We start from the raw sequence: 26,027 nt of genomic DNA on the forward strand, positions 1-26,027 counted from the left end.
CCAGTTCTTCAGAGATCTGATCGTGCGCGGGGATCGGCGTCACGGGGCGGGCCCCGCGTCAGTCCCGCCATGATCACTTGCCGAATGGTTTTCCACAGGATCTGTCGCGGCTTTGGCGGCGTCGTACTGCTGTTGCCAAGCTCGCCGCTGTTGGATCGCGGCGAAGATGATCTTGCGATACTCGCCAGGGCTGCCGGGTCGAGTGTCTGTCCACACATAGCGAGGTAGCCCGTCGGGTGCTGTCACATCAGCGGAAAGACGTTCGACCTCGGGAGGCACGATTCCAGCGGCGTGCAGAGTTTCGCGCACGACAGTCGCCCGGTCGGCTTTGTGTTCGGCGAGCGTCTTGCCTGACCAATGTCGAGAGACCAGAACGCGGCGGCCACCGACGCCGAGGTGTTCGCGATCGTGTGCCTTGCTCGGACAGTGGCCAGCGCGCATGCCCGGTGTCGGATTCTGGGGTTGGACGCCGTAGCGCAACCAGTTCGCGCACCGTTCCGAGCAGGGGAGCCACCGCAGTTGATCATGCAGCCGATCGATGTGCGCGTCTCGCGCAGCAGCAGTTGAATCGACGATCGGCTCTGCGATGGCTTTCGTGAGGTACTTGGTCAGGTAGCGGATCGCCCGATCGGCTTCTTCGGATGGAGCGATGATGCCGCGAATGTCTGCCTGGGTTCCGAATCGCATCACATGCGCCGGTTTGGCCTCGGAGTCGTCGACCAGGGCGTCAACGGCTTCCTCCCATGTTGGAAGCGCCTTGCCGGTGTCGGCGTCGATGTATCCGCTGCCATCCCAGACCGGTGTGCGGTGCATGTAGACCGGCCGATCACAAGGCGGCCACCACACCTGCACATAGGTCGCTTTGATGACCTGGCGAAGCCGGTGGCGGGGAATCGCGCCCCGGATCGCGGCATGCAGATGGGGCGCGAGCCGTTGTTGAGGTTCGATCGCGGCGAAGTACTGGACCTTGTAGCCGGCGCACCGGCGCAGGTTCTGCCAGAACCGATCGACCAGCTTCGGAAACAACAGTGCGTCCATGGCTGCCCGCCAATAGTTGTACGAGTCGGGCTGGCTGGGGACGCCATCGGTGATCGGCCCGTATGACGGCAGTGTCAAGGTGAGGAACATCGAGGGCCGGTATTGCTGACCATCCCTGCTGCAAAAGGTTCGCCCGATCGTGCGGTCATCAGCAGGGACGCGCGGAAGATCAACTACATCCGGCCGGCGACGTGTCGACCGCACCCGACGATCTGAATCGGAGTCCTTACCCTGATCGTCGGCGTCAGCGTCCTCGTGTTGATCATGATCGATCTCTGAATCGCGTTCGGGTTCGCTGCCCAGATGCCATCCCTCGGCGCACTGGTGCATCCGCAACACCCGGGCTTTGTGTGCACAGGAAGGACAAACGCTCTCCAAGGTGGAGCCGCAGGGGATCGGAACGACTTCCTCGACGCCAGTCGTCCGGTCCAACACTCGGCGCAGAAGGGGCCGTACACAGACCTTGGCCACGATCGCCATGTCGTACACCATGTCGTTGGTGATTTCGGCGAAGGTCGAGAGCATCATGCCGCAGCACTCTCGATCGCCTGCAATCTCTGACCACCGGCCGCGCTCGCTCTGTTGGTGATCTTGGTGACCAGGTGGGAGATGTCGTCGTCGGTGATGTGGGCGAACCGGACCCGTGTCGGTTCGGGCAGTCCGTCGACCTGGACGAATCCGACACCGGGGAGGTCGTGCCGGATCCGTTCAGCGTGGGCACCTTTGGCTCGCATCCCGGCACCCAGCGTGAGGGTGACATGTTCGGGCTCGGTGACCCGCAGGCAGATCCTGGTCGGGAACAAATCGCGGACCGGGATGGTGTCCTTGCGTGGATCTTGCACCGCAGCGACCATCGAAACGCCAGCGGCTCGGCCTTGCGACAGCAGCAGCGACAGCGCGGCGTCGATCCGTTTCCGGACCCCGCGATCGGACACGTAAGCGGTCAGGGAGGCAAGTTCGTCGATGATGATCACCAGCAGCGGATCACCCGGGGTCGGCCGATGCAGCCGAGTCCGACCACGGAGCCGATCCTGCCGGTCTCGCATCACCGCTACGGCGTCCTCCAGCAGCTCAGCGAAGGATTCCTCCCACAGCCCGACGCCATCGGCATCGATGGTTGAGGCGCCGTGAGCGAAGCGGTCGAACAGGGCCTGCCCAGGGGCGAGTTCCATTCCGCCTTTGGGGTCGATCACCCACAAGCGCACCGAATCATCGACCAGACCAGGCGCGAGCTGGGTGAGCGTGGACCAGATCACCGAGCCTTTCCCGGAGCCGGTTGCCCCGACGACCAGGACGTGGTGACCGAGCAGACCGAGCCGGAACGGTTCCCCGTCCTCGGCCCGGCCGACCTCGAGCCCGCCCAGGTCCATCCCGGCCGTCTCGACGGGTGCGACGGTGTCGGTGAGTGGGTCACGCCGCAGCGCCCAGATCTCGATCACCTGCACGTCGGTGGTCGAGTGGACCCGGCAGGAGTCGATAGCGAAGGTCTGCGCCAGCCGATGCGCCATCTCGGCCCAATCATCGAGCGTCTGGCCGGGCAATAGCCGTACGCGTACCCGGTCGACCGAGCGCGTCGAGGCCACCCCGAGCAGTTCCGGTAGCTGTTCGGAGCCATCGCGGTGCTGGGCCAGATTCGCGGTGACCATGGCCGGCTGCCAGTAGCGCCGATACGTCCACAGCCAACGCCCCAGACTTCGAGCGCGGTCGCCAACTGTCCGCGTGAACGTGGCAGGCGACCGCAGCCACCAGCCCACCAGGGCCCCGATGATCAGCAGGCTGGCCAAGCTCGACGGCAATAGGCCGAACCGCGACCACAACACGGCCAGGCCGATGATCACGACCGTGGCGGCCAGGAGCAGCGGAGTTCGCGCGATGGTGATCATCACGCCGACCAGGCGCCGGATTATCCAGACCCCCACGACAATCGCGAGGCTGACCCGGACGGACCTTGTGCGTACTGGGACCGGTGCCATGTCGGTCGCTCGGCCGCGCGTGAATGGAGTCGGGCTCATAGCTGCGTCACCTGCTCCCACAGCCACGCCCCCGAAGCGTTCAGCGCTTGCTGCACCGGATCTCCGACCGGTGTCACGCCGATCACCAGACCGAACAGGACACAGACCACAGCGCCGCCGATCCGCAGGATCTTGGACTTGATCATGAACACGATCAGCGCCCCGAGCAGGACGGCGACAGCGACAGCGCTCAACATCGCTCACACCGCCTCGACCGCGGCTGGCCAGCTGATCAGCGAACCCGGCCGTTCGAAGCTGGGCTGACCATCTGCGGTCATGATCATCTGGGCGTGTTCGTGCGACCCGCCAGCATGGGCGAACGCGGCTAGGACCAGCGCCAGATGCTGCCGATCCAGGCCCGCGAGCGTACCGCCCAGATCAGTGAGCGGCTGGCCGCCGATCAGCGCTGCGACGACGTTCAGCAGGCGGCGTTCGCCACCCGACAGCGCGCCAGCGCCGGTCCAGATCGCATCCGGGTTCAGCCAGAACCAACCGGATCGATCACACGGCTGCACCCACGGCCAGCCAGTCGAAACGAACCGACCGCCGAACGACCGAGCCAACAACTCGACCGCCGCCTCTTCGGCGTACGAGTCACGAGCCCACGCCCGCAGGCCGGCGACCGTGACACTCACGTTCTCGGACATGATGATCACGCCGCCTCAGACTTCGACGACCGTGAGGCGCCGGCCGTCGCATCAGCAGGAACGAGACCCTCGACCGTGATCGACAAGGTCATCCGGCCGTTGGATTCCCACGGCTGCACGTAGATTCGGCCCTGCGCCTTGTAAATCACGCCCAGCTCGTAGATCGCCGCTTGCTTGATCACGTTCACCGACGCCGCCTTGTCCGCAGCGATCGTGCCGTCCTTGCGGCGCATCCGCAGGATGCAGCCCGTCGAGTAGGTGACTTCGCCTTCTGGTGAAGCCTTCTCGCGTTCTCTCGGTGTCTCGCCGAGGCCGATCACCTCGACCTGCCACAAGTCGGAATGAGTATGAACCGGCAACGCGGTCCCAATGTTCGTGCTCATCGTGAACCTTCCCGTCGTTCTCGTCGGACCTGATGTGAACCACTGTTGGTTCGTCCGGTCGTCTGCAACAGGGGTTCGCTGTCCGGTGTCACGAAGCACTACTGCGCCACGTCAGGATGCGGCCCTACGCTGAGTCGCATGACTGCAGAGTTCTGCCAAGTACACGTGACCTTCGATGACCGCGCCGCAGCTCAGGACGTCGTCACCACGATCGTGGGTGAACGTCTCGCCGCCTGCGCCCAGATCGACGGGCCGATCACCTCGACCTACTGGTGGGACGGCAAACCAGAAACCGCCGAGGAATGGCGCGCCGAATTCAAGACACGGACCGACCTACTCGACCAACTCACAGCACGGGTCGTCGACCTGCACACTTACGACACGCCGCAGGTCGTGGCTGTCCCCGTTGTCGGTGGCTTGGACGACTATTTGAAGTGGATGCGAGACGAAACGACTAGCACGGACACCAACCCCACATCGGGAACCGGGGCCACCGGGTAGAACCGCACCCTGCGGTCCCTTCGACAGAAGGGAAAGACCGTGACACGGATTGTCGATCCGTCGTTCGGAGTACAGCTGCGGGAACTCAGAGCCGCTCGCGGTCTGTCGCTCCGCGAGCTCGGCCTAGCGGCCTACGTCAGCAAGAGCCAGATCAGCGAATACGAAACCGGCCGACGGCGCCCGTCCGCAGAGATGGCCGGCTACCTTGACCAAGCACTCGAAGCCGATGGGGCGCTCTCAGCACTCGTGGTCGAGAGCCACACCGACGATGACGCGACCAACCGGATAGCGCACGCCTTGGCTGCACCGACGTCGGTTGATGCAGAGACAGTCGAATCACTCGGACGCATGCTGGAGCAACAACGCCACCTCGACGACACGTTGCCAGCTCCCATGCTTCTTCCCACCGTGGAAGGACATCTCGAGATGGTGCAGGCACTTGCCCGCAACGCGCGAGGACCCCACGCATCAGCGCTACGACTGGTCGCCACCGAGTGGTGCCAGTTCGCCGGATGGATGAACGGTCAGGTCCGCCACGACACCCGAGGCAGCAAACTCCTGACCGATGCCGCCCGCGACGCGCTCGACCTGGGCGCCCCGGACCTGGCGTCACAAAGCTACAACTTCCGCGGCTACATCGAGCGCCGGAAAGGCAACGCCAGAGGCATCGTGCGCTGGTTCATGACCGCCTACGAGACACCAGGAGCTTCCGACCTCCACCGAGTCGACGCGGCAGTGCAAGCGGTCCACGGCTTCGGGCTGCTCGGAGACCACAAGGGCGCGCAGAACTTGCTCGCAATGGCTGACGACCTCTCGACGTCGGTCGGTGAGCGCTCAGGCAACGTCTCAACTCGGTACTACTGGCTCACGCCAGCCTGGCTCCGACTTCCGATCGGCCTCGCGCATCTCGGGCTCGGAAACTATTCACTGGCCGCTGACAGTCTGCGTGCCGGCTTGGATCAGCTTCCCGAAAGCTGGCGAAAAGCCGAGTGGTCGGCCGAGTACCGAAACGCGCTCACACGGGCAGAAACCGCGGTTGCGTAGCCCGCCTTCGTGAGACAACCGTTCAAACGTGGACAGTTGTCCGCACCGGATCCTGCATCGAGCAGACAACGGCAGGAGCCGACCCCAGCCCCGATGCACAACGCCGGACCTCGACTCAGTAAGTTGGCTGTCTCAGCGATCAAGTCGGAGAGACGCCTTCGCCCGTGGCCACAGGCAGGAATCAGTGAACGCTTCAGAGCATACTGTGAACGCAAGTCAGCGCGTGACCATCTACGTGCCAACCGTGCGTGGTGGCTTACTGAAGGACGCACACATTGTGCGCGCGATGATGCGTTCGCTGGGGCGTGAATGCACGATCGCTCCGATGCGATACAACTCAAGCGCCAATGCGTACTCGATCCCCGACTACTCCCGGTCGGAAGACAGCCTGCATGTGTACCTTGAGGTGCTTCCAGAAGAGATCCGGAATGCAAGGTCGATATTCATTCCGAACCCTGAATGGTTCAAGCTGAAGTGGTCGTCGTCCATCAGCAGCATCGGGGCAATCTTTGCGAAGACGCGCGAGGCCCACGAGATCTTTAAGGGGATGGGAGCAAACTCGTACTACATAGGCTTCGCGTCGGCCGATCCCGGTTGCTCGGTTGACCCACACAAGCCAGTGTCATTTCTGTCTCTCTCAGGTAAGAGCCCACTGCGACAGGACGAACTCGTTGCTCAGGCGTGGTCAAACCATCCCGAGTGGCCGCTCGTCACCATCGTATCTTCGCTCCTTGGGGACAGTTGGAATCGCTCTAATGTCCGGATACTGTCGCCAAACTACCGAAGTAGCGAGTTCACTGAGCGGCTCTTTAGTGGGGCCAGCTTCCACCTCTGCCTATCGCAGACCGAAGGGTGGGGACATTATGCGGTGGAGGCCCTGGCGGCGGGCGCGATCACCCTCTTCAGCACCTGTCAGCCGCTTCGAGAAACCCTCAGGAACTCCGGAGGACTTCCGGTGAGCGCGTCAAAGACGGAGCGAACCTCGGGCCTGGCAACTCTATACGACGTCGACTCAGGCTCGCTCGAGTTGGCTGTGGGCCGTGCCCTCGCGATGTCGGGTGACGAGCGCGAAGCCCGTTCCGCCCAAGCGCGCAGCCGCTTCGAGAAAATCTGGATAGAATTCCGTAGCCGGTTCACACGCAGCCTGGTAGACATTGAATATCGCTTCGGTCAAGAATAGACGCGTGCTCACTCAGGCGCAATGCACCCGTTGATACCATGCGAAAGCAACCGGAAGTATCTGATTCATATCGGACGGAACGCGCAGTGTTTCGCGCAAGTCGCTCTCTGTGAACCAGCCAGATTCTGTAACCTCGTCCCTCTGCAGGGATATCTCAGACGATTCTGCAACACACGCGTACATGAACACCGCGTAGGCGGTAATCGCGCCACCACCGTAGTTCACCTCGAAATCTGAGCCTCCAAATCCGCCGATCAGATCGAGTTGCGGAAGATTCAACCCCGCTTCCTCGTACACCTCACGCCGAGCGGCCGCCTCGGGCGACTCGCCAGGTTCCATCCCTCCCCCAGGAGTGGCCCACAGCCCATCATGAGCGTGGCGGAGCAGCAGGACCCTTCCATCCTTGTCGAAGATGGATGCGCCAGCAGCGGGAGTGAGCAACAGTCGATCACCGATCAGCTGACGGATATCGGACATGTACTTAGACCACGGCATGTCGGAACTATCTCACAATCCGTGCACAGGCTCGATGCTGCGGCGAGTTCACCGAATCTGTGCGATAGTTGCCGTGGAGGGAACCCGGCGGAGTGGAGCCACCGCCACCGTCGCGATTCATGGGCCGTATGCGAGTTCTTTCAATCGATACCTGGGCGGGTGCCATGGGGCGCCTGTTCGGAGATGGTAGCGCAGCTGAGGACCTCCGGACCGCGCTGACGACGGCCGGGCACACCGTTTCGCACTTCGGAATCAATCCGTTTACGGAGACCCTCGAATACGAGAACAGGGTTTGGAGGTTTCCCGGACACTACCGTCGTGAGGTGGGGCTACGCGCAACAGATCAACCGCAGGCGTTCATTCGGTCCATGCGTGACTTGAATAGGTTCGCGCTACCTGTGGTCGATGTTGCCCGCAGCAAGGCGGATGTAATCCATCTTCACACGGAGCTCGCCATGCCCGCTATTGAGGAGATTCGGCGACATACAAAGATTCCAATGGTGTACACTCAACACACAGTCAATCGCGTTCAGCTTGAGTTAAGTCGATGTAATTCAGTTGTCGCACGACTTCTCGTCACGATGCAGGATCGAGCTATTGAGACGGCCGATGAGTGGACGGCGCCATCCGCGTTGAAGTCCAATTCCACTCGACAGCCGGTCATCATTCCGCATGCTATCGGACACCGACATCCCATTCAGAATCGCTCTGCTGGACGTGTGCCGACGATCTTGTACGTGGGGCGACTGACGGCGATCAAGGGCATTGACCTCCTTCTCGACGCCTTAGATTTGGTGTCTCGCCAATTCCGTCTAGTCGTTGTCGGAACAGGACCTCGCCTTGAGGAGTATCGGCAGCGAGCGAGCGACCTAGGAATCGACGCCCTGTTCACCGGCCAGGTGCCTCGGGAAGAACTATGGGGCATCTATGCCCAGGCTGACATATTTGTCTGTCCCACCGAGTTCGACACCTACAACCTGACTGTGGATGAAGCCATGGCGAGCGGCCTACCGGTCCTGGCTAGTGAAATTGACGCCCTTCGCGGAAGAATTGAATCCGGATCAACGGGAATTCTGTGTCGACGAGACAAAGATACGTTCGCGGAATGTATCACCTATCTCATAGACCATCCGAAAGAGCGCCGAAAATTGGGGTCGGCGGCGCAGAAGAAACTCGCATCTCGAAGCATCGAGACCGCCTACGCATACCTCGAAGTCTATTCGAGAGCACTCGAAGGAGCTGCTGAGCTCCGCTCTCCGCTATCGACCGCGAGCTCGACCGCAGTGTTGAACGCATAGGCTGCAAGTGCGAGCGCGCTGTTGTGTGAACCTGGGCGCGAGAAAGCTAGAGGCGAGAGAACCCGTAGGTTCGAGATGCCCGGCACGGAATCGGTTACGTCGATATGACTTGATCCGAGGCCAGCCGAGGGAACCACGACGCGGGGCCACCGACGACCGCCGACGGCCCACGATGTGTGACCTGCCGGCTCAGACAGGCGATGCCCTTCATGGTCAACTGGAACTGCGGTGGCGCCCAAGTAGGTTGCTATTACGTTAACCACCTTGTCCATCGCGTCGTCCAAGGACTCCCAAGCTGCAACCCCTTGCAGGTCATGACCGGCAGAGTAGAGCCGCCCGGACCGGTCGGTAATCGCAAGAAACCCTGAAGCAAGCTCGACAACGCCAACTATCTTTAGGGTCGGAGAACTTTCTGCGTCGAGACTTATCTGGAGGTGCCAGTGAGCGTCTTCGAAAAAACCACGAATGAGGATTCTCGCACTAATGCAGTGGCTGTCACCGGTGAGTCGGTACTGAATTGAAGAATGACCGTGGCCACCGAGAAGCAGCGTCCTGGGAATCAAATCCATTGACCGCAGAATTTCCACAGTTCCACGGATCCCGGCTGCAAGGACGACTGGACGCGACGGGTCAACTGAGAACCTCTCCCTCTCGGAATGCAGAGCAGTGACACGACCGTTGGCGAATTCAAGACTGCGGATCTCACTGTCGGTACGGATGGTTGTTGGTGCAGAAGCCGAGGTCAGGCATGGGACTACTTTTCCTCCCCAAAGGCGCTCTGTTTGCTTGAGGCCGAACGCGGAGATCATTGCTGGTGCTGCGTGATTGACCCAAACGCCATGGGCGGCAAGACCTTCGACAATAGCGTCGAGCAGCAACGGATCATTCGGGTATGAGTCAACCGGGTTAAGGAACTGAGTCGCTGGTGGCAGGCCTCTCGTAACTGCCGCACGCTCGAGCCCAGACGTCTCTGAGGGGAGCGGAGGAACAAGCCAGCCTGCCCAAAAGTTGGATCCGCCGCCAGCAGATTGGACCTCGTCTGCCGCAGAAGTACCCGAGATCGGTCGGGCGAGTGGCCGGGAACTCTGCGAGTACATTCTCCGCAGCGTCGGTTCATTGAGGCCCTCGGGTATGGGAGCGCCGGTGGTGAACACATCCAGGGTGGCGCCCGTGCGGGCGGCGGCGTATGCCAATGACAAGCCGGCGACTCCGGACCCGATGATATACACGGATGGCTCCTAGCCCATAGCTGTTGTCGGTTGGTCTCGGTCAAGGCCGTGCAGTCTCATCGACTCAAGGATGCGCTCGTAGGTCGACTGGCGGCTCTTCGGCGCCGCGAACCACAGAAGCTGGTCTCCTGGAATGTATGAGTGATCAGCGGATTGATGGCTGGATCCACCGTCCAGTTGAGTGGCTGTATAGCCGTGCTCGTTGAGAATCTCGAGGACCTCTTCACCCCCAGCGCCCAGATTTACTTCGACCAAGATGAGGGCCCCGCGCCGGAGCACTGACTGCGCGCCGCGTAAGACGAGATGCTCACAACCCTCGACGTCGATCTTGACCAAACCTGGCTGATCCGAATATCGAGCAATGGTGTCGAGCGTTGTAGTAGGCACTTCAATCTCCGCAGCCACGGATCGCCAACCCTTGCGTAAGCTCCCGGAGGCATCGCTGGTCGACGACTGGCGGAAGATCATCCGACCATCACGATCAGCTACGGCGACAGGATATGAGCTCCACTTAGGTCCAGCAGCATTCACTGTGAGGTTCCGACCGAGGATGGACCTCAGCTGCGGGTTCGCTTCAATGGCCACACCGCCGAATCCTCGGGAGGTGGCCAGTGCTCCGTAGAGACCGACGTTAGCCCCAATGTCCCACACTAGATCGATGCGCGGATCGAGCTCCGATAACGCGCTGACAAACGCACCAATCCCCATCGGTTCATATAGCCCGATCGACCTCTCAAGTGCGGCGTGTATGACGCTGGAGCACGACGGGCCCTCGACTTGCTCACTATGCCCACGGACAATGGACTGGTCCCTGATAGCAACCCAAAGGCACGACGACTCACCGCAAAGTTGGCACGCCATGTCGTACGACCGCCTCCCAGAATCGAATGTCGCCTGCAAGGAAGTTCGCGTACTGATCGTCAGTACCGACGTCGGCGTACTCGCCCGGCCACGCAACGGAATCGACGGAACTCAGGACAGGCGGAGATCCCTCGCGGTCGCCGTGCCAAGGCATTGGATGTAGCAGTCCTGACGGATACGAGATCCTGCCTATGAGGCGACCACTGCCGCTCGGTGCGGAGGACGATGCCGCAGTCTCGCCGAGGGAAACCCGTTCGATGCGCGGTTGAGTGAGTTCTCGCCGAATGTGTGCCGTGTGTACTCGGTGCGTCGATGTAGCCGACTCAATCTGAAGCATAGAGAGCCGCGGGTGGCAAAGTTCATCCGAATGCATTAACAACGTTGGCAGTCGACTTGTGAGAACGCTCAGGATTGCCGGTATGTCGGCCTTGCGGAACTCGATCAGCCTAGGAACCGGGACAGAAGTGGGTAGGTGCTCAACGAGGTTGTCGTACCATGCGGCGATAGCGAACCTCGAGGAACCTTCCGTGACAATGTCGATCGCACTTGCACCAGCAATGATTGCTTCCGAAACAACGCAGTCAAGTATCCTCGCGCTGGGCCCTAGTCTCTGAAGGCTCTTGTGCGCGACCGTTCGCTGAGCACTGCGACTGCCCAACCCGCCGCAGAGTATGAGAGCACGAAAACTCACGAGATGGTTCCAATTCTGAGTAGGTCATAGATCTGACTCAATGTTTCGTCCGCGATACCCGGAAGCGTGTACAAGGCGGCGTAGCTCTCAAGGTACGAAGTTATGGCGACCAGCCCGTTATCGGCGAGTGTCTCACCGGTCATTACGGCATCGACCGCGACATCCGCGAGGCCCTCGCGAAGATACATCTCAGCGGCACCAGAGATAGGCCGGACAGTCGCATTGGGGTACACCGGCCGGACAAACTTGTCCGCGAGGTTCGGATACTGGGATACTACGCGAAGCGCATCAGTCGTCACATAGGACTCACCCGGCCTCCCAATCAGGCAGAGTTCATTCTTCTGATATCCGTAGTTCCAGGCCTCATGAAGAACTTCACCCAAACCAGCTTCCCATACGTAGTCTCTTCCTGTAACGACGGCGTCGCATACGGCTTCGGTCACCAACATCGGGAGGTCGGTCGATCGGGCCAGAAGGATCCGAAAGTCGCCAATCCTGGCCACGAGTCGCCGATTTCCCTGAAATTGGCCCAGCACTGAGGGACAGCTCGCGAGGACCTCACTCATAAGGCGCCCGGTGTTGGGAAGTCCAATGGTCATGGGCCTTGACTCTGGTGATGGCCCCTTGAATCTATATGTCCACATGGCGAGATCCGATCATGCCTACCGTACGGTGGTACTCGACCCTCGCATGTGAGATCCAGACGATCCTCACCGAGTACATATCAGGCCCGGCATCCATCGGGACAGTGACCGAGATGCGCTGCTCGGCGAGCTGACTCCCGGGCTGTATGGCGTGGTACATCACGCCTACCTTCGACTTGTCCCGTACTTGAATGACTAAATTCCCGGATATTCGGGCCTTCGGGTCAACCGTCTGGCAGTGGATTTCTGCGGTTCCGCCAGCGTGCCATTTGACCGGCGTGCTCACTAGCAGTCGGACACCCTGAGGGGCAAGTGTTGTAGTGCCGCAAGCCAAACATCCGCGCTCCATGACCGGCACCCCGGCCTCATACGCATCGCTGTGTTCAACCTCATAGACACGCCCTCTGCAGAACTGGCAAATCGAGATCACCCTGCGATTGCGGGCGGCTCGCCTCCACTTCATAGCCTTGGTTAGGTTGTCGCCAACGCCCGCGAGTGATGATCCCCCTGATATCAATCTTTGCTCGACCAGAGAAATAATAGCTGCGTCCGTGGCGTCTACCAGGGTTGACAGCTTCTCGTTGGCTGTCGCGTCACGTTCTCTACCCGGCGGAGATCCACGATATGCGGCGAGGCGAACGCGACCTAGTGCGGCCTGGAGGTGCTGCGTCTCCGCCGCCTCGATTAGTTTCGTCGCGAATGCTGCTGAGACGAGGCGCTCCGTCGAAAGGGTGTTCCGTGGCAGATCACTCAGGCTCATATCGGCTAATTCTGGCAGTGACACAGTCACGTCTGTGCCGAGGCGTACGAAGTATCCGCCGAGACCATATCTGTAGCCGTCGTTCAGCCGATGGCAGATATCCCCCAACGTTTCGCCGCGTTGCCATGCACTCCGTATGAATTCGATCTGCTCAGGTGTGACCGGCATTTGACGCGTGGTGCCGACGACTTCCGTGAATCCTGATCTGATCGCGGTCATTGCGATCCCTGGCCGGGTATCACCGAAGGTGTACTGTCCGGCGACATTGAGGCTGTTGCACGACAGCAGAACCAGGACATCACCAGGCATATCGCGCACAAAGACTAAGCGGGCAGCGTAACGCTCCCTGACGCATCGGCGCAGGTCGGCAGAGCACGGTCCACCCATCGGACGGACCTCGCCGCAGACAACTGTACCGTCCTCCAGGATTATGTGATTGCCGTCGCCGTGTCCGGCGAGAACGATCAACAGTTTCCCGTCAGGCGACATGGCCAGAGGCGCATCTACTTCGGCGTTCCGAACGCGTAATTCAGAATTGGAGTCCGTGACGAACGTCTCTGGGGCCTCCATTGGGACAAGCAGCGAAGCTCCACCAGCTTGGGCCTTCTCCGCGAGCGCTTCGAGGTTGTCGAACGTCCACCCGCTGTCGATCTGCATTTCTGTTCCTAATCCGTCTGCATGGCTGGGATTTCGCATGTGTCCGCTCTAGCCACAGTTTCGGACGCAGCACGCGCGGTTGATCGGTCAACAACTGGCGAAAGCTCTGGGTTCCGGCGGCTGAGCGAACGGTGAAGCCGCGCCAACAGTTCGCGAGTCGGTTTTGGGCCGGACATGAACCGTGACAAGCTCCTGATGGTTATGTACGGTTCAGTGACATAGGCATCGAACGACAGCCGTGGTCCGTCTGCCGAATAGCTGCCCCACTCTGCATGGTGCCGCAGTTCGTCGGGGAAGCCCAGTTCAACAAGCTTCGCTTGAACCGTCGTGATGGAGTCCGCTGGACCGAAAAGACTACCGGGGACTCCACTATCTAGCAGGTCGTCCAACTGGATGCGGTAGTTGCGAGCCGAGAATTCGGATGTCTCGACGGCAGATCCGAATGGCTCGCCGACCTGCACGCGCATCGGGTGACATAGGACGGACAGAAGTGCCAGTAGGCTGGCCTCGGTACGGCATACACGTCCCCGAGTATGCCAACTTCGTGCCACCTTCCGGTCAATAGCCGGCAATCTCGTTGGGGTCAATTTGCCAAGGAACTCTTCGATCTGACCCCGAGACAACTCGCCATCTAGGCCGAGCCCTCCGACAATGACAGTCTTGTCGTCATGGCGAACTCGCCGCAGCGCCGTGATGAGGAGGGCCTCGCTTAGTGGGCTCACCACCCCAGGTGCTGGTCCGTTCGCCAGAACATCTCCGCCGACGTCGACGAGGGAAATCTCATCGGCCCGGTGCTGCTCTGCGAGATGCTCAATCTGTTGACTTAAGGGTTCGGCCACGTTCAGGGCATACAGCGGGGCCGGAGCCAAGATATCGGCGATTACCGGCAGCTGCGACGCGCACCCAAGAGCCGACGTTCCACCGGTAACGCGATAGCCGCCGCCGTCGCGGGCGATCCCTTTCAGATCTGACAGCGCTCTTGGCCCGACATGAGGATCGACAGACGGCCTTTCCCAAGGGATCGCCGCGTAGATCGCCCATCGGCGTTGAGTCTCTGCGATCGCTGCTGCCAGCAGTAGGTCGCCCAGACCGCCCGACGCGACGTAAAGGGTCACTCCTTGATGTCTGAAGGTCACCAGCTGAAGACTGCCGGCCCGACTTCGGACTCGTCGGCCTCCTCCAGCTCATAATCGCTCATGGAGTCGAGCAGATGGGCCATCACTTCGTCAAGGCCCGGGCCCTCGAGTTCGTTTGCGGGCTGTTCAACCGCCATTCGTCAGCTCCTTCGCTGGTCGCGCCATCGTGGCTTGCTGATCCTAACCGGGGCAAGCTCACTCGGCGATACTTTTTTGTAAGTTCTCGTAGCAGGGTCTGCCGCTGCGACCGGGGACGACCCTGGCCACATCCAGTCGAAGACAGTGTTGAGGACTGTAGTTGCAGAACCAACGTAGATCTGCCGCGATCTGGCTCTCAATACGGAACGAGCGGTTGGTGCATCCGACCCAACCTGAGACGGAGCCCTGTCGAAGCCGTCGCAAGGGGTTGTCAGGCCGTTGCCCCATCAGACTCATATCCACGGGCCTGCTGCATGAACAGGCTCCGATACTGGGTCTGTCTCGCCATGAGCTCATCATGAGTGCCCGCTTCGGCAATGCGGCCATCGTCGATTACGACGATTTGGTCAGTCATCGTAACTGTCGAGAAACGGTGTGAAACAAGAATCGTGACAGCTCCGGTGCGCGCGGCGATCGAGCGTGCTCGTTCGGCGAAACGTCTGAACAAGTCATGCTCGGCCTGCGGGTCAAGAGTGGCTGTCGGCTCGTCAAGTACAAGGATGACAGGATCGGGTCGCATCATGCCACGGCTAAGGGCGACTCGCTGCCACTGTCCCTGACTGGGGCGGTGACCATCAAAGGTGGATCCAAGCTGTGTTGTCCACTGCTTCGGGAGCCGCTCAATGAAGCTGTCGGCACTGCCCTCTTCGGCAGCTCGTGCTACGGCCGGAATGTTGTCGATCTCAGGCAGGTGCCCGATGCCGATGGCCTCATGCGCCAGCGTCTGGGGCCGGAGGTAGTCCTGGAACGTTGCTGACGTCGATTGAGAGAGCTGTCCGGGCTCCACCGGAGCGCCGTCAGCAAGCAGTTGACCGCCCGTGGGTGTATAGAGCCCCGTAAGCAGCATCACCAGTGTGGACTTTCCGGCGCCGTTGACGCCTACGATTCCAAGCACGCTTCCTGCAGGGATGTGGAGATTGATGTCGGTCAGGACATCTTTTCTCCCTCCGGGATACCGAAAGGAAACGTGGTCCAAACTGATCCCGTGTCTAAGCTGGCCGATTGGATTTCTAGCTCTGGGGAGCTCTTCTGTACGTTCCTTTAGCCATAGGTAGTGTTCGGTGACCCTTCCGGATTCGATGACACTGTTCCTGGCGCGCAGAACCGCGCTGACCTGCCCAAGCAAGCCAACCGTCAGCGCCATCGTAACGGCGATGTCGCCGATGCTTAGCGCCTGTCGATGCGCCAGTTCGATGACCCACCACGTGCTCAGGCCGATGCCGAGCGTGTAGAAGGCCCAGCCGCTGGCAGTGAGCGCCACGGTCACGGCGCGGACCCGTAACTCCTTCCGAGCCGCCTCAATCCAAATCTGCGATGCCGCGCGGTCGACGGCGTTTCCTTGGTCGGACCCCTTGATCTCAGCAAGGGACTCCGGCTTGGTCGCCAGTTGATGTAGATCTTCTTCCCAGCGCAGCAGATGCTCCGTGCTATCTACGATGTTGAGATGAAGTATTCCCGCCCTACCCGCAAGCAAGACAGCTGGCACTGTGAACACGACGACGAGCGGCAGAAGTATGTCGACGCGAAAGAGCAGGGCTAACGTGACCATGAGTGCGACAACGGTGCCAATCGCGGAGATCGCGGCCCATGCGGCGTACGCGACCGCCCCTGCATCACGAAGAACTCGACTTTGCCTGTCTAGGTATTCCGGCTCTTCAAGGTGCTCGACAGTCGCAGCCTCGGTAGACCAATGCAACAGGTCGGTAGTCAACTCCAACTCGGTCAGTTCCGACAGCTCTCTAGTGAGGCTGTACTCGTAGAGTCCGCCAATCTGGGCGACGACCAAGAATGCGGCACCAATTGTCCCGGCGAGGAAGACACGCAACAACAGCGTGTTCTGAAGACCGTCGACAAGTTGGCCTTGTGTCCAGGCGAGAACGCTCGGGGCAGTCACTCGGGCCAGGATCAGCGCAAGCACGGTTAGCGTCGTTGCGCGCCGCCGTCGTAAACACATGACCACTACATAAGCGGTGAACCTGACCTTCGACCACGCACGTGATGTGGTTTTCAATCCAACCCCTGCCCGAGGTTATTGCCAGCTGCTTCGAAGCGACTGGCTTGAAGCCGGAAAAGTGAGGCGTAGCGTCCACCAGCTGTCATTAGCTCGCCGTGGGTTCCGCACTCTGTCAGTCGGCCACCGTCTAGTAGCGCGATTCGGTCTGCGGAGCGAACGGTTGACAGTCGATGCGAGATCAAAACGACTGAGGCGCCGTTCAGGTTGCGCACGATCTGATCAAAGAACTCCGCCTCAATCGCGGCATCGAGGAAGGCCGTGGGCTCGTCCATAACCACGAGTCGCTTGCCACCGCGGACAGCATAGAGAATGCGAGCCAGTGCCACTCTCTGCCACTGCCCCCCAGACAGATCAATGCCGTCTCGCTGCTGTTTGGACAACACAGTGTCAATCCCGAACGGTAGCTGTTCGACTAGGTCCTCGCCAGCGGCCAATCGAATTGAGTCTAAGACAGCATCTCTGTCGATGGGGCCATCCGATGATATAGCGACGTTCTCGGCAAGGGTCAACGGATAGCGGACAAAGTCCGAGAACAGCACAGCGGTGTTGCTGGGGGGACCTGAATTGCCTGGCCAGGAAACTGAGCCTGTGGTGGGCTGGTACAACCCGGTGAGTAGCTTCGCGAGAGTTGTCTTTCCAGCGCCGTTAACTCCAACAAGCCCCACCACCTCTCCTGGCGCGATGTCCAGGTCAAAGTGATCGATCACAAGGGGACCGTCGCCATATCCAAAAGAAACCCGTTCCAGTCGGATCTGACCATCCGAAGAAGTGGCGAAAGGAGCCGGAGCATTCTCGGATGCACGTCGCTCAAGGTAGTCGACTGCCGCTAAGGCGCTCACTGCGAAGCTGGTCATTTGAGCCCTACCGCTGGGCCATGTCGCGAAATAGGCAGCCGATCCCGCCACGATCGCCCCGACGAACCCGGCTGTGCCGATCTGACCGTTCCAGGCAAGCCAGGACGGCCAGGCGAATATCACTGCAGCCGTTCCAGCCATCAACGCTACGACGCCGCGCTGGCCACGTAGCGCGTCGCGACGAGCGCGCCATAGAGGGTGCAAGTACTCGGTCGCTTGCCGGTAATGGCGTTCGCGGGCCCAGCCCCCTAGGCCGAAGACTCGCAGGTCCCGGGCACCCGCGGCGCCGACGGCCAATTCGCTCCAATAGGCGGTCCTGCGCGACCCAGCCGCTTCAATCGCGGCTCCGTCGTCTCCGCGCAGCGATAGTTGTTTGCGCCATTCGCGAAGACCGAGCACCAATAGCCCAACAGTTACTGCCAACGGAACGTTGGCCTGTCCGATCACGACGCAGGAAGCGATCATGCTACCTACTCTGAATAGGTCCTCCAGCTGGGCGAACGCTCCGCTGCCGATGGACTGGCTATACCCATTCGGGCCGCTGGAGGTCGTGGCTAGTGCAGCCGCGTCTAGTACCTCAGGGTCTTCTACGTCGCTCTGCTCAGGCATACCCGAGAGGAGGAGTCGAACACGGCTTCGGACGTCGCCATCTATGGCGCGCCCAACGGCACGATTCAGCACCTCCATCGTGTAGGCGCATAGCTCTCGCAGTGCGAGCAGAACACACAGTGCAACGATCAATTGAAGCGGCTGCCGCCCGTCTAGTGCGGCGCTAATAATCCCGGCAGTCAGAGCTGCAGACAGTGCTGGGGTAACTGCAAACCCAAGATTCGATATGACCAGCGCAACCAATAGTCCCTTTGGCGCCTGCAGTAGCATTGCCATCAGGCGGCCTCGCCGTATCAAAACGACACTCCAATCCAGCTGCGCCGGTCGTGAGCCAGCAGCTGCTCTGCAGCGGCGAGACGCAGGTTGAGCAATGATGGCACCGTTCGGCTAGCTCCGCCACTTTGCCTCACCGAGTGTGTCGTTGCATTGGCAACCTCCGCTGCTCTCACATCGAGCATCGGCCTCCGTATCGGTTCCGACACCGGGACACCGCAGCCAGAGGCATACGCGCTTGGGGAACGGTTGTCCGTAGGTCCCGTTTGGCACCAGGTGCCTGGACAGGTACTGCATACCGAACGCCAGGGGCCAGACGGCGTCGCGGCATCTGACAGAGCACAGGACCTTGTTCGTGCCCTTCGTGCCCTTCGTGCCCTTGTCTTGAATCACCTGATGCTTGACGGATCCGTCTCACCTGATTCTTGACACCTGGTCTAGGAATCTAAGGGGTAGCCGTCCGCGGTCGGTTGGACTTGATGTTAATCACCGGCGTTCTGGTGGTGCGCCGGACGACTCGGGTTCCACCGTCGTCCAGCTCGATCGCAAAGTCGTTTCGGAGACGTAGATCGTCACGGTGGCGTATCGGTGGATCCGGCCTAGCGAGACTCTCTGGCTGCAGATACTGATGGTGCCGTCCTTCGAGGCTCGGCGTTGCACCCGGATCGGCTCGACCGAGGGCCGCGGCGGTGGTCCGGCCGGCCGGAGCCCACGCAACCGGGCCACCTGTTCCGGGGTCAACGGGTTGGGCCGAGTCCGCAACAGCTCACGGGACTGGAGGTCGAAGAACTGCAGGGTGTCGGGCTCGATCCTGATCCCGACCCGGCGCCCGGCCAGGATCTCCGCGGCCAAGATCGTCTTGCCGCCCAGCGAGGTGATGCCGCCGCTTGCAATGGACCGGTCGACCTCCACCGCGGCACCGTCCTCGATCGGCGGCAACGGTGACGGGCCGGCGTTGACCGCACCCGCAGCAACCAACCGAGCCAGATCCTTGACCGTCAAATGTGACCGGACCGTTTTGACCCGAGCACCACCGATCAACACGTGGATCATGTCGACACTGGCCCAGAACCGCACCACCTGACCTGACCGGGCCGGTCCCAGCCAGAACTGCTTGCCACACAGCAGCATGTTCCCCGACGCCGGCACGACCCGATCCAACTCGACCGGACCACCAGCCCAGGACTCCTCCGGCGAGTCCGGGCCAGCATCGACCAAAGATTCCTTGTCAGTAAAGGATTCCTGGGCGGGTGGTGACTCGTTGTCGGTCACAGACTCGGTGGGTTTCAGGGCCGGTGGCAGCCACACGTCGATCAATGCCCGATCCGCTTCCGGGACCGGCCGGAACCGCTGGACCGGGGTCACGGGCAGCTGGTCGTCCAAGGCCTGGTGCGGCCGGTCGGTGTTGTAATGCTCAACCCAGGCATCGACTGCTGCCTGCGCCAAGATCAGGGACTCGAACGGCTCGGCCTGGTCTAGAAAGTCGGGCCGGAAGGTGCCGTGGAATCTCTCCACCTTTCCGTTCTGGTTCGGCGAGGCCGGCTGGGTCAACCGGTGGGTGATGCCGTTGTTGCGGCAGATCTTGTCAAACAACACCTCACCGTTGCGGGCTCCATGACGGCCGAACCGGTCGGTGAACTGCTTCCCGTTGTCGGTGATGATCTCTTCCGGCACCCCGAACCGGGCCAACGCCTCAGCCAGCGCCAGGCATACCTGCCGGCTGGTGGCCCGCTCCACCACCTTGGCCATCACACAGAACCGGGAATGATCATCAACCCCGGTGACGATCTTCGCACCGCGGATCTCCCCGGTCCGGGTGTCAACCAGATCGATCCCGCCGACAATATCGATGCCCCACATCTGCATCGGACCCTCACGCTGGAACCGGACATAGGACTCCCGCGGACGCTTCCGCGGCCGTGGCTGCGACAGACCTTGCCGATGCAGGATCCGCACGATGGTCCGCACCGAGGGCACCGTCAGCCCCTCGGCCGGCCGGCGCAGCATCTCCATCCGGATCCGTTTCGCACCCCACCGGGGATGCTTCCGTCGCATCTCCGCGACCAGCACCTCCACCGAGGTCGCGACCTGATGCGGACACGACTCCGGTCGATGCGACCGATCCGACAATCCCGCAACGCCCTCGATCAGATACCGCGCCATCCACCGATGCAACGTGGATCGATGCACCCCCACCGACAGAGCGATCTCGCCGACGTCACCGCCGCCCAAAGCCGCCCGAACCGCGTCCAGACGCTGCTCCACTACCGACAACACGATCAGTGCCAATCTCGGCCTCCTCCGAGTCCGACGCCCCGCGGAGACGCCAAACTCACAGTGGCCGAATCAGCCCATGTCGCACATCAGCTGGCACAAGAATGTCGCGCATCACCTGGCACAAGACATGCCCTTCGTGCCCTGCACTGCCGATACTGGCTCTGGTGTATCAAGAGCGGCTCGCTGCGCTCGCCGCTGGCGGGCGCGTGTCCTCGCTTCGCTGCGGGCCGCGCCCGCTCAGCGTAAGGGTCCGTCGAGCGGAACCTCGGAGAGCCCCGTCTGATTCACCAGATAGAACCACGGTCCCTCCGGCCTATCTGCGACTATCTGCTCCATCCGATTCCAGTACCGCACGAACCGGCCGAGCCAGTCCCAGGTCGACTGGTCCTGCTTTCCGCCGATCCTGAAGACGCGTAATCCAGATTCCCGAATTGCTTCACGCTCAGCCGGCCGAGTTCGAATGCGTTTGTCACGGCCGATTGCCACCAGTCCCCTCGCGGCCACCGCACGCATCCAGTCGTCGTCAAGTGTGCCGAGAGGGCACTCCGGGATTAGCGGGTGACCGACGTGGATAACATCCTTCCTCGCAGCCGTCAGAGTTCGCCCAAGCCCCAGCGCGCTCTCGTCAACGTAGAACCGCTCCGCACCTGACACGGCAGTCATCGGATGTCAGGCCGCGCGCCGTTGTTCGTACTCAATCGCCGCTACCACTTGCGGCACATCCAATTCGTACAACTCCGCGATCATCTCGATTGGGTCGCCGGCCCGATGAAGTTCGGCAAGGACCGAGGTCTCCACGCCGCGAACGACCGGCTCACCGAAGGAGCGGAGTGGGTCTATCTCAACTTGTCGATCCGTCCCGGTGGCCCAGACCAGAACCGGCAGCTGTAGTGGCGGAGACGACCACTTCAACGACTCCTGGAATCGGTGCGATGGTGGCGTCCAGTCGATGGGCAGCATTTGGTCATCCGTACGAACCACCCACAGGGATTGTTCGATCCCAACTTCGTCCTGAACGCGCGCAACGATTTCACGTCCCTGAGGTTCCAGCCACAGCTGAGCGGAGGCGAGCGGATACCGCGTGCCCAGCTCAGCTCTGAGCTTCTCGACCACCGGGCGCATGTGCAGCATCGGAACGCCAGCCTCGCGGTACTCCGCCAAGAACCGGCACTCTATAAACTCTCCCCAAGTGGCTACTGGGTTCCCCGTAGATCGTCTGCGAATGACCGGGGGGTAGTCGCGGCCCTGTCGCCTGTAGCCATCTATCCAACGCTGGGCGGTCGACCCTCTCAGCCCCAGCAGATCATCCACCTGGGCGAAGGTGTAAAGCCTTCGGTCAAGCAGACTGGTCACGGTCCCCATGTCGGAATGATTGCACGGTCGTCGGACCCTCTCCGGCACTCGCTCGAGTTCATGGATCCTTCGTGTTCGCCGCGTCCCCTCTCCGGACCAGTCTCCGGCCTCCACTCCGCGCGTCAAGGGCGCCTGCGGCGTCCTTCGGATTCCGCTGCGCTCCACCCTTGACCCACTCCGCTCCGACCTACGATTGGCGCCTACGAGGGGACGCGGCCGGTGTGGGTCGCCGGCTGGGTAGAGGGGCGAGTTCTGGTCTCAGTTTTGGTCTCATCCACCACCGTCCAGCGGCGTCCATGCAGGCCAATTCGGGCGGTACGTTACCCCGGCCGCAGCGAGAAATCGCTGCCCGGACCCCCACGAGACGACCTGCTAAGCGGGTTGAGGGCTCAAACCCTCTCGCGGGTTCAAATCCCGCCGCCTCCGCCCCTGCGAAGTGTCTGCGGACATCGAGTGATGTTCCCAGATCTCGCCCGGCCCGAACTCTCGTACGAGGGTTCGGGCCGTTTGCGTCTCCCGGCCCGAGTCCGCGGCTGCCCGCACTCCCGCGCGCAAGATCGACTCCCGCACCCGAACCCGCCGCCGACCAACACTGCCGCGCGCAAAACCGGCTCGCGCGGCCGAAATACCGGGTGCGGGAGACGATTTGGCGCGCGGCTACGACCGGCGACCGCGAAAGTGGCGGACGGCGTTCGTAGGAAGGGTTTCCTCAGCCGGACACGTAGTGCTGGATGGTGGGTCCGACCAGGCGAACCAGGGTGTCGGGGTCGGCGGAGGCCAGCGGTTCCAGGTGGACGACGTAGCGGGCGAAGGCCAGGCCGATCAGTTGCGAGCCGACGAGCTGGGACCGCAGCTGGGCGTCGTCGCTGTCGATCACCTGCTCGATCCGGGCAACGATCTCGCGTTCGATGAACTCCTTGAACGGCGTTGCCGCCCCGGACTCGGCTGATCGCATCAACGCGAACAGCGGATCGAACCGATCACGGTCGTCCCAGATGCCCACGAAGTGCCGCACGATGCGCTCGCCGAGACCGTCCACCCCCGGTTCGAGCAGCCGGGTGATCAACTCCGGAACGATTGCCGGGAGTTGCATCGAGGTGGCGAACAACTGCGCCTTGTTGGTGAAGAAGTAATGCACCATCGCCGGATCGACGTCGGCTTCGGCAGCGATCGCCCGGATCGTCGTAGCCGCGTAGCCACGCTCACCGAAGTTGCGTCGAGCAGCGTCCAGGATCCGTTCCCGGCTCTGTTCGCCGGTACGCCATCGGCCGGGTCGGCTGTTCTGTTGCGGCACGATTCCGGATGGTACTTCATTTTCTGTTGAAGAATCCGCGTCCGACTGTTAGCGTCAAACTCCAACAGTCGGTGAAGTTTATTCGGGGAGGCCGGGATGAGCGGCTACACAATTGATCTTCACGGGCGCGACGTGCCCGAGGACGAACGGCAGGACGGCGGCGCACCGTCCGCGCGGGACGTCGAGCTGATCGGCGGCAAGGGGCTCGGGCTGACGGCCCTGACCGCAGCCGGATTCCCGGTGCCGAACGGGTTCGTGATCACCACCGACGCCTACCGCGAGGTCGTCGCCGCGGCCGGACTCACCGCCGCCGATCCGGCGGAAATGCGGGCGCAGTTGCCGACGATCGCGATCTCGGCTCCGATCACCGAGCAGATCCTGACCGGCTACGCCCGGCTCAAAGCCGCGGCCGTCGCGGTCCGTTCGTCTGCCACCGCCGAGGATCTGGCCGGTGCCTCGTTCGCCGGACAGTACGACAGTTATCTGTCGCTGTCGACCGGCCAGGAGGTGCTTGACGCCGTACGCAACTGTTGGGCGTCGTTGTGGACGCCGCGCGCCGTCGACTATCGAGCGCAGCACGGCGCCGACGACCGGCGGTTGGCGATGGCGGTGGTGGTGCAGGCGATGGTTCCGGCGCAGTGGGCGGGGGTGCTGTTCACCGCCGATCCGGTGTCCGGCCGCCGCGACCGGATCGTGCTGGAGGCCGTTGCCGGACTGGGGGAGGCGCTGGTCAGCGGCACCGCGACGGGCGAACATGTCGATCTCGACAAGACCACCCTGGCGGTACGAGGTGAGCCCGGCCCGGGTGCCGCGGTGGTCCGGGAGCTGGCCGAGCTCGGTCTACGGGTCGAGCAGGAGTTCGGCGGGCCGCAGGACCTCGAGTGGGCCTACGCCGACGGCAAGATCTGGCTGCTGCAGGCGCGTCCGCTGACGGCGCTACGCGCCGAGCCTGCTTCCGGGAGGTCATCGCGCAGGCGGGGCCGACGGGATCGGCAATCCCGGCCGAGCCCGTTCGCGGTGACCGCCGACCACATGCCCCAGCCTCCGTACCCGATGGATCTGGCGCTGTTCGTCCGACCCGTGTTGCGTGCCGTACTCGGCGCGATCGCGTCCACCGGGCTGACCACCCCGCCGCTGGACGAGGTGCTGGTGGAGATCGACGACGGCGTGGTGCAGGTGATCCCGCCGAAGATCGGCTTCGACCGACGCGCACTGCTGGGCGTACCGGCCGCGCTGCCGAAGGTGGTCGGCTTGCTGCGCACCCGCACCGACGTCTGGCGGGCTCGCTCGGCCGAGACCTTGCTGCCGCTGGCCCGCCGACTCGACACCGAGGACCTCGATCGGCTGTCCGACGCGGAGTTGCTGGATCGCGTCGGCGAGCTCTTCGGTACCGCCGGCCGGCTGTCACCGAGCCGTTTCGGAGCGGTACCGATCGGAGCCGCCGCCGAGCAGGTGGCCGCACTGCTGCTCCGCCCGCTGGTCGGCACGCCGCGGGCAAAGCGACTGCGGGCCGATCTGATGGCCGACCTCGACTGCGTCACCAGCCGCGCGAACGCGGACCTGGCCCGGCTCACGAGGACCGTGCGCGACGCCCCTGAACTGCTTGCGGCCTATCGGGAGCGCGAGCCGGAGGAGTTGGGTGAGCGACTGGCCGGCTCAGAGTCCGGGCGCCAGCTGCTGCTGCAGGTCGACCGTTATCTGGCCGACTACGGCTATCGCGAGCTGGCGCTGCTCACGGTCGGGCAGCCGTCGCTGCGGGAGCGACCCGAGGTGGTGCACACGCTGATCAAGGGGCAGTTGGAGCGTGGTGACGACCAAGCTCCGCGCGATCGCGCGATCCGGGCCCGCGCCGAACTGGCTGCCGAACCGGGGCTGATCGTCGGCGCGCTGCGGCCGGTGCTGGGCAAGCTGTTCGACACCGCCCGGGATCGGACTGCCTTTCGTGAGGACAGCGACTACCAGTTGGCGATGGTGCCGTCGGTCGCGCGTCGGCTGCTGCTGGAGCTCGGCCGGCGGATGGTTCGCCGCGGCGCGCTGGCGGACCCGAACGACATCGCCTTCCTGGAGCCGGACGAACTCGACCTGCCGACCGACCGGACCCAGGAGTTGGTTGCCCGCCGCAAGCAGGCTCGGGAGGCGGCGCTGCCCGGCTACTCGATCATCCCGGCCCATCTGCTGGGCTCGGCAGCCGCCGGACAGGTCCGGGGAACGCCGGCCAGCCCCGGCTCGTACGTCGGCATCGTGCGGGTGGTACATGACGAGACGGAATTCGCCACCCTGAGGGCCGGCGAGGTGCTGGTCTGCCCGTACACCAATCCGTTGTGGACGCCGCTGTTCGGGTTGGCCGGCGCAGTGGTCGTCGACTCCGGCGGGGCCGCGTCGCACGCCGCGATCGTGGCCCGCGAGTACGGCATCCCGGCCGTGATGGGGACGCAGAACGCGACCCGTGAACTGATCGACGGCCAGCGGGTGCTGGTCGACGCCGACCGCGGCACGGTGACCACGGTCGGATCCTCGAGGACCACCCGTACGCCGGTCGGCCGCTGAGTCGCGGAACTCGGTTCAGACACGAAAAGGCG

The 26,027-nt window shown here is 62.4% G+C and carries 22 protein-coding genes and 1 pseudogene; 5 read left to right on the top strand and 18 right to left on the bottom strand.

The window, feature by feature from the left end; genetic code table 11:
• Positions 1 to 39: 39 nt before the first annotated feature.
• The 5 genes from FOE78_RS02695 to FOE78_RS02715 form a co-directional block, all read right to left on the bottom strand.
• Positions 40 to 1,518 (bottom strand): replication initiator, encoded by a 1,479-nt coding sequence (locus FOE78_RS02695; RefSeq protein ID WP_210414769.1) that lies wholly within the window; start codon positions 1,516 to 1,518, stop codon positions 40 to 42.
• A 44-nt stretch (positions 1,519 to 1,562) separates the two neighbouring features.
• Complete coding sequence (locus tag FOE78_RS02700; RefSeq protein ID WP_168207340.1) at positions 1,563 to 2,921, bottom strand: FtsK/SpoIIIE domain-containing protein; 1,359 nt, start codon at positions 2,919 to 2,921, stop codon at positions 1,563 to 1,565.
• A gap of 125 nt (positions 2,922 to 3,046) precedes the next feature.
• On the bottom strand, positions 3,047 to 3,247 hold the full coding sequence (locus FOE78_RS02705) for a hypothetical protein (RefSeq protein ID WP_143984954.1): 201 nt from the start codon (positions 3,245 to 3,247) through the stop codon (positions 3,047 to 3,049).
• Between the two features lie 3 nt (positions 3,248 to 3,250).
• Positions 3,251 to 3,706 carry a hypothetical protein gene (locus FOE78_RS02710; protein WP_143984955.1) on the bottom strand — a complete coding sequence of 152 codons (456 nt, stop codon included), beginning with the start codon at positions 3,704 to 3,706 and terminating at the stop codon, positions 3,251 to 3,253.
• Positions 3,703 to 4,080: a hypothetical protein gene (locus FOE78_RS02715; RefSeq protein ID WP_143984956.1), complete on the bottom strand. Its 378-nt coding sequence runs from the start codon at positions 4,078 to 4,080 to the stop codon at positions 3,703 to 3,705. The genes FOE78_RS02710 and FOE78_RS02715 overlap by 4 nt, the downstream gene beginning before the upstream one ends.
• 138 nt (positions 4,081 to 4,218) lie before the next feature.
• Here FOE78_RS02715 and cutA point away from each other — a divergent pair, with 138 nt between their 5' ends.
• The 3 genes from cutA (at position 4,219) to FOE78_RS02730 (ending at position 6,805) form a co-directional block, all read left to right on the top strand.
• Entirely contained in the window at positions 4,219 to 4,581 is a 363-nt protein-coding gene (cutA, locus tag FOE78_RS02720; RefSeq protein WP_143984957.1) for a divalent-cation tolerance protein CutA, read from the top strand.
• Between the two features lie 39 nt (positions 4,582 to 4,620).
• Complete coding sequence (locus tag FOE78_RS02725) at positions 4,621 to 5,625, top strand: helix-turn-helix domain-containing protein (protein WP_143984958.1); 1,005 nt, start codon at positions 4,621 to 4,623, stop codon at positions 5,623 to 5,625.
• A 223-nt stretch (positions 5,626 to 5,848) separates the two neighbouring features.
• Complete coding sequence (locus FOE78_RS02730; RefSeq protein WP_143984959.1) at positions 5,849 to 6,805, top strand: glycosyltransferase family 4 protein; 957 nt, start codon at positions 5,849 to 5,851, stop codon at positions 6,803 to 6,805.
• A gap of 12 nt (positions 6,806 to 6,817) precedes the next feature.
• Here FOE78_RS02730 and FOE78_RS02735 read toward each other — a convergent pair whose 3' ends face one another.
• Entirely contained in the window at positions 6,818 to 7,300 is a 483-nt protein-coding gene (locus tag FOE78_RS02735) for an NUDIX domain-containing protein (protein WP_143984960.1), read from the bottom strand.
• 164 nt (positions 7,301 to 7,464) lie between these two features.
• On the opposite strand from FOE78_RS02735, the gene FOE78_RS02740 reads away from it, so the two are divergent.
• A complete protein-coding gene (locus FOE78_RS02740) occupies positions 7,465 to 8,598 on the top strand; it encodes a glycosyltransferase family 4 protein (RefSeq protein WP_168207341.1) in 1,134 nt (377 codons plus the stop codon).
• A gap of 1,238 nt (positions 8,599 to 9,836) precedes the next feature.
• On the opposite strand, the gene FOE78_RS02745 is transcribed toward FOE78_RS02740, so the two are convergent.
• The 12 genes and pseudogenes from FOE78_RS02745 to FOE78_RS02785 form a co-directional block, all read right to left on the bottom strand.
• Complete coding sequence (locus tag FOE78_RS02745) at positions 9,837 to 10,688, bottom strand: FkbM family methyltransferase (protein ID WP_143984962.1); 852 nt, start codon at positions 10,686 to 10,688, stop codon at positions 9,837 to 9,839.
• A 687-nt stretch (positions 10,689 to 11,375) separates the two neighbouring features.
• Positions 11,376 to 11,978, bottom strand: a complete 603-nt coding sequence (gene hisG, locus FOE78_RS02750) for an ATP phosphoribosyltransferase (protein ID WP_168207343.1) — start codon at positions 11,976 to 11,978, stop codon at positions 11,376 to 11,378.
• 31 nt (positions 11,979 to 12,009) lie between these two features.
• Entirely contained in the window at positions 12,010 to 13,440 is a 1,431-nt protein-coding gene (locus tag FOE78_RS02755; RefSeq protein ID WP_143984964.1) for a hypothetical protein, read from the bottom strand.
• Positions 13,441 to 13,448: 8 nt separating this feature from the next.
• Positions 13,449 to 14,555, bottom strand: coding sequence for a DUF1152 domain-containing protein (locus FOE78_RS02760; RefSeq protein WP_168207344.1), 1,107 nt, complete (start codon positions 14,553 to 14,555; stop codon positions 13,449 to 13,451).
• Between the two features lie 17 nt (positions 14,556 to 14,572).
• The gene (locus tag FOE78_RS23505; protein WP_168207345.1) at positions 14,573 to 14,713 is read right to left on the bottom strand and encodes a hypothetical protein; all 141 of its coding nucleotides are present in this window, start codon (positions 14,711 to 14,713) and stop codon (positions 14,573 to 14,575) included.
• 272 nt (positions 14,714 to 14,985) lie between these two features.
• Positions 14,986 to 16,692 carry an ATP-binding cassette domain-containing protein gene (locus FOE78_RS02765; protein ID WP_168207346.1) on the bottom strand — a complete coding sequence of 569 codons (1,707 nt, stop codon included), beginning with the start codon at positions 16,690 to 16,692 and terminating at the stop codon, positions 14,986 to 14,988.
• An 89-nt stretch (positions 16,693 to 16,781) separates the two neighbouring features.
• Entirely contained in the window at positions 16,782 to 18,107 is a 1,326-nt protein-coding gene (locus tag FOE78_RS02770) for an ATP-binding cassette domain-containing protein (RefSeq protein ID WP_168207347.1), read from the bottom strand.
• A 903-nt stretch (positions 18,108 to 19,010) separates the two neighbouring features.
• On the bottom strand, positions 19,011 to 20,813 hold the full coding sequence (locus tag FOE78_RS02775; RefSeq protein ID WP_210414770.1) for an IS481 family transposase: 1,803 nt from the start codon (positions 20,811 to 20,813) through the stop codon (positions 19,011 to 19,013).
• 225 nt (positions 20,814 to 21,038) lie between these two features.
• Positions 21,039 to 21,464, bottom strand: coding sequence for a PIN-like domain-containing protein (locus FOE78_RS24655; RefSeq protein ID WP_407662604.1), 426 nt, complete (start codon positions 21,462 to 21,464; stop codon positions 21,039 to 21,041).
• Between the two features lie 6 nt (positions 21,465 to 21,470).
• Positions 21,471 to 21,962 carry a DUF433 domain-containing protein gene (locus tag FOE78_RS02780; protein WP_168207349.1) on the bottom strand — a complete coding sequence of 164 codons (492 nt, stop codon included), beginning with the start codon at positions 21,960 to 21,962 and terminating at the stop codon, positions 21,471 to 21,473.
• Positions 21,963 to 21,971: 9 nt separating this feature from the next.
• A pseudogene (locus FOE78_RS24660) lies at positions 21,972 to 22,163 on the bottom strand (hypothetical protein); the annotation flags it as partial.
• Positions 22,164 to 22,863: 700 nt separating this feature from the next.
• The gene (locus FOE78_RS02785) at positions 22,864 to 23,448 is read right to left on the bottom strand and encodes a TetR/AcrR family transcriptional regulator (protein ID WP_143984969.1); all 585 of its coding nucleotides are present in this window, start codon (positions 23,446 to 23,448) and stop codon (positions 22,864 to 22,866) included.
• A 96-nt stretch (positions 23,449 to 23,544) separates the two neighbouring features.
• On the opposite strand from FOE78_RS02785, the gene FOE78_RS02790 reads away from it, so the two are divergent.
• Positions 23,545 to 25,995 carry a PEP/pyruvate-binding domain-containing protein gene (locus FOE78_RS02790; protein WP_143984970.1) on the top strand — a complete coding sequence of 817 codons (2,451 nt, stop codon included), beginning with the start codon at positions 23,545 to 23,547 and terminating at the stop codon, positions 25,993 to 25,995.
• The last annotated feature ends 32 nt before the right edge of the window (positions 25,996 to 26,027 follow it).

The organism is Microlunatus elymi, from assembly GCF_007362775.1.
Classification (GTDB): domain Bacteria; phylum Actinomycetota; class Actinomycetes; order Propionibacteriales; family Propionibacteriaceae; genus Microlunatus; species Microlunatus elymi.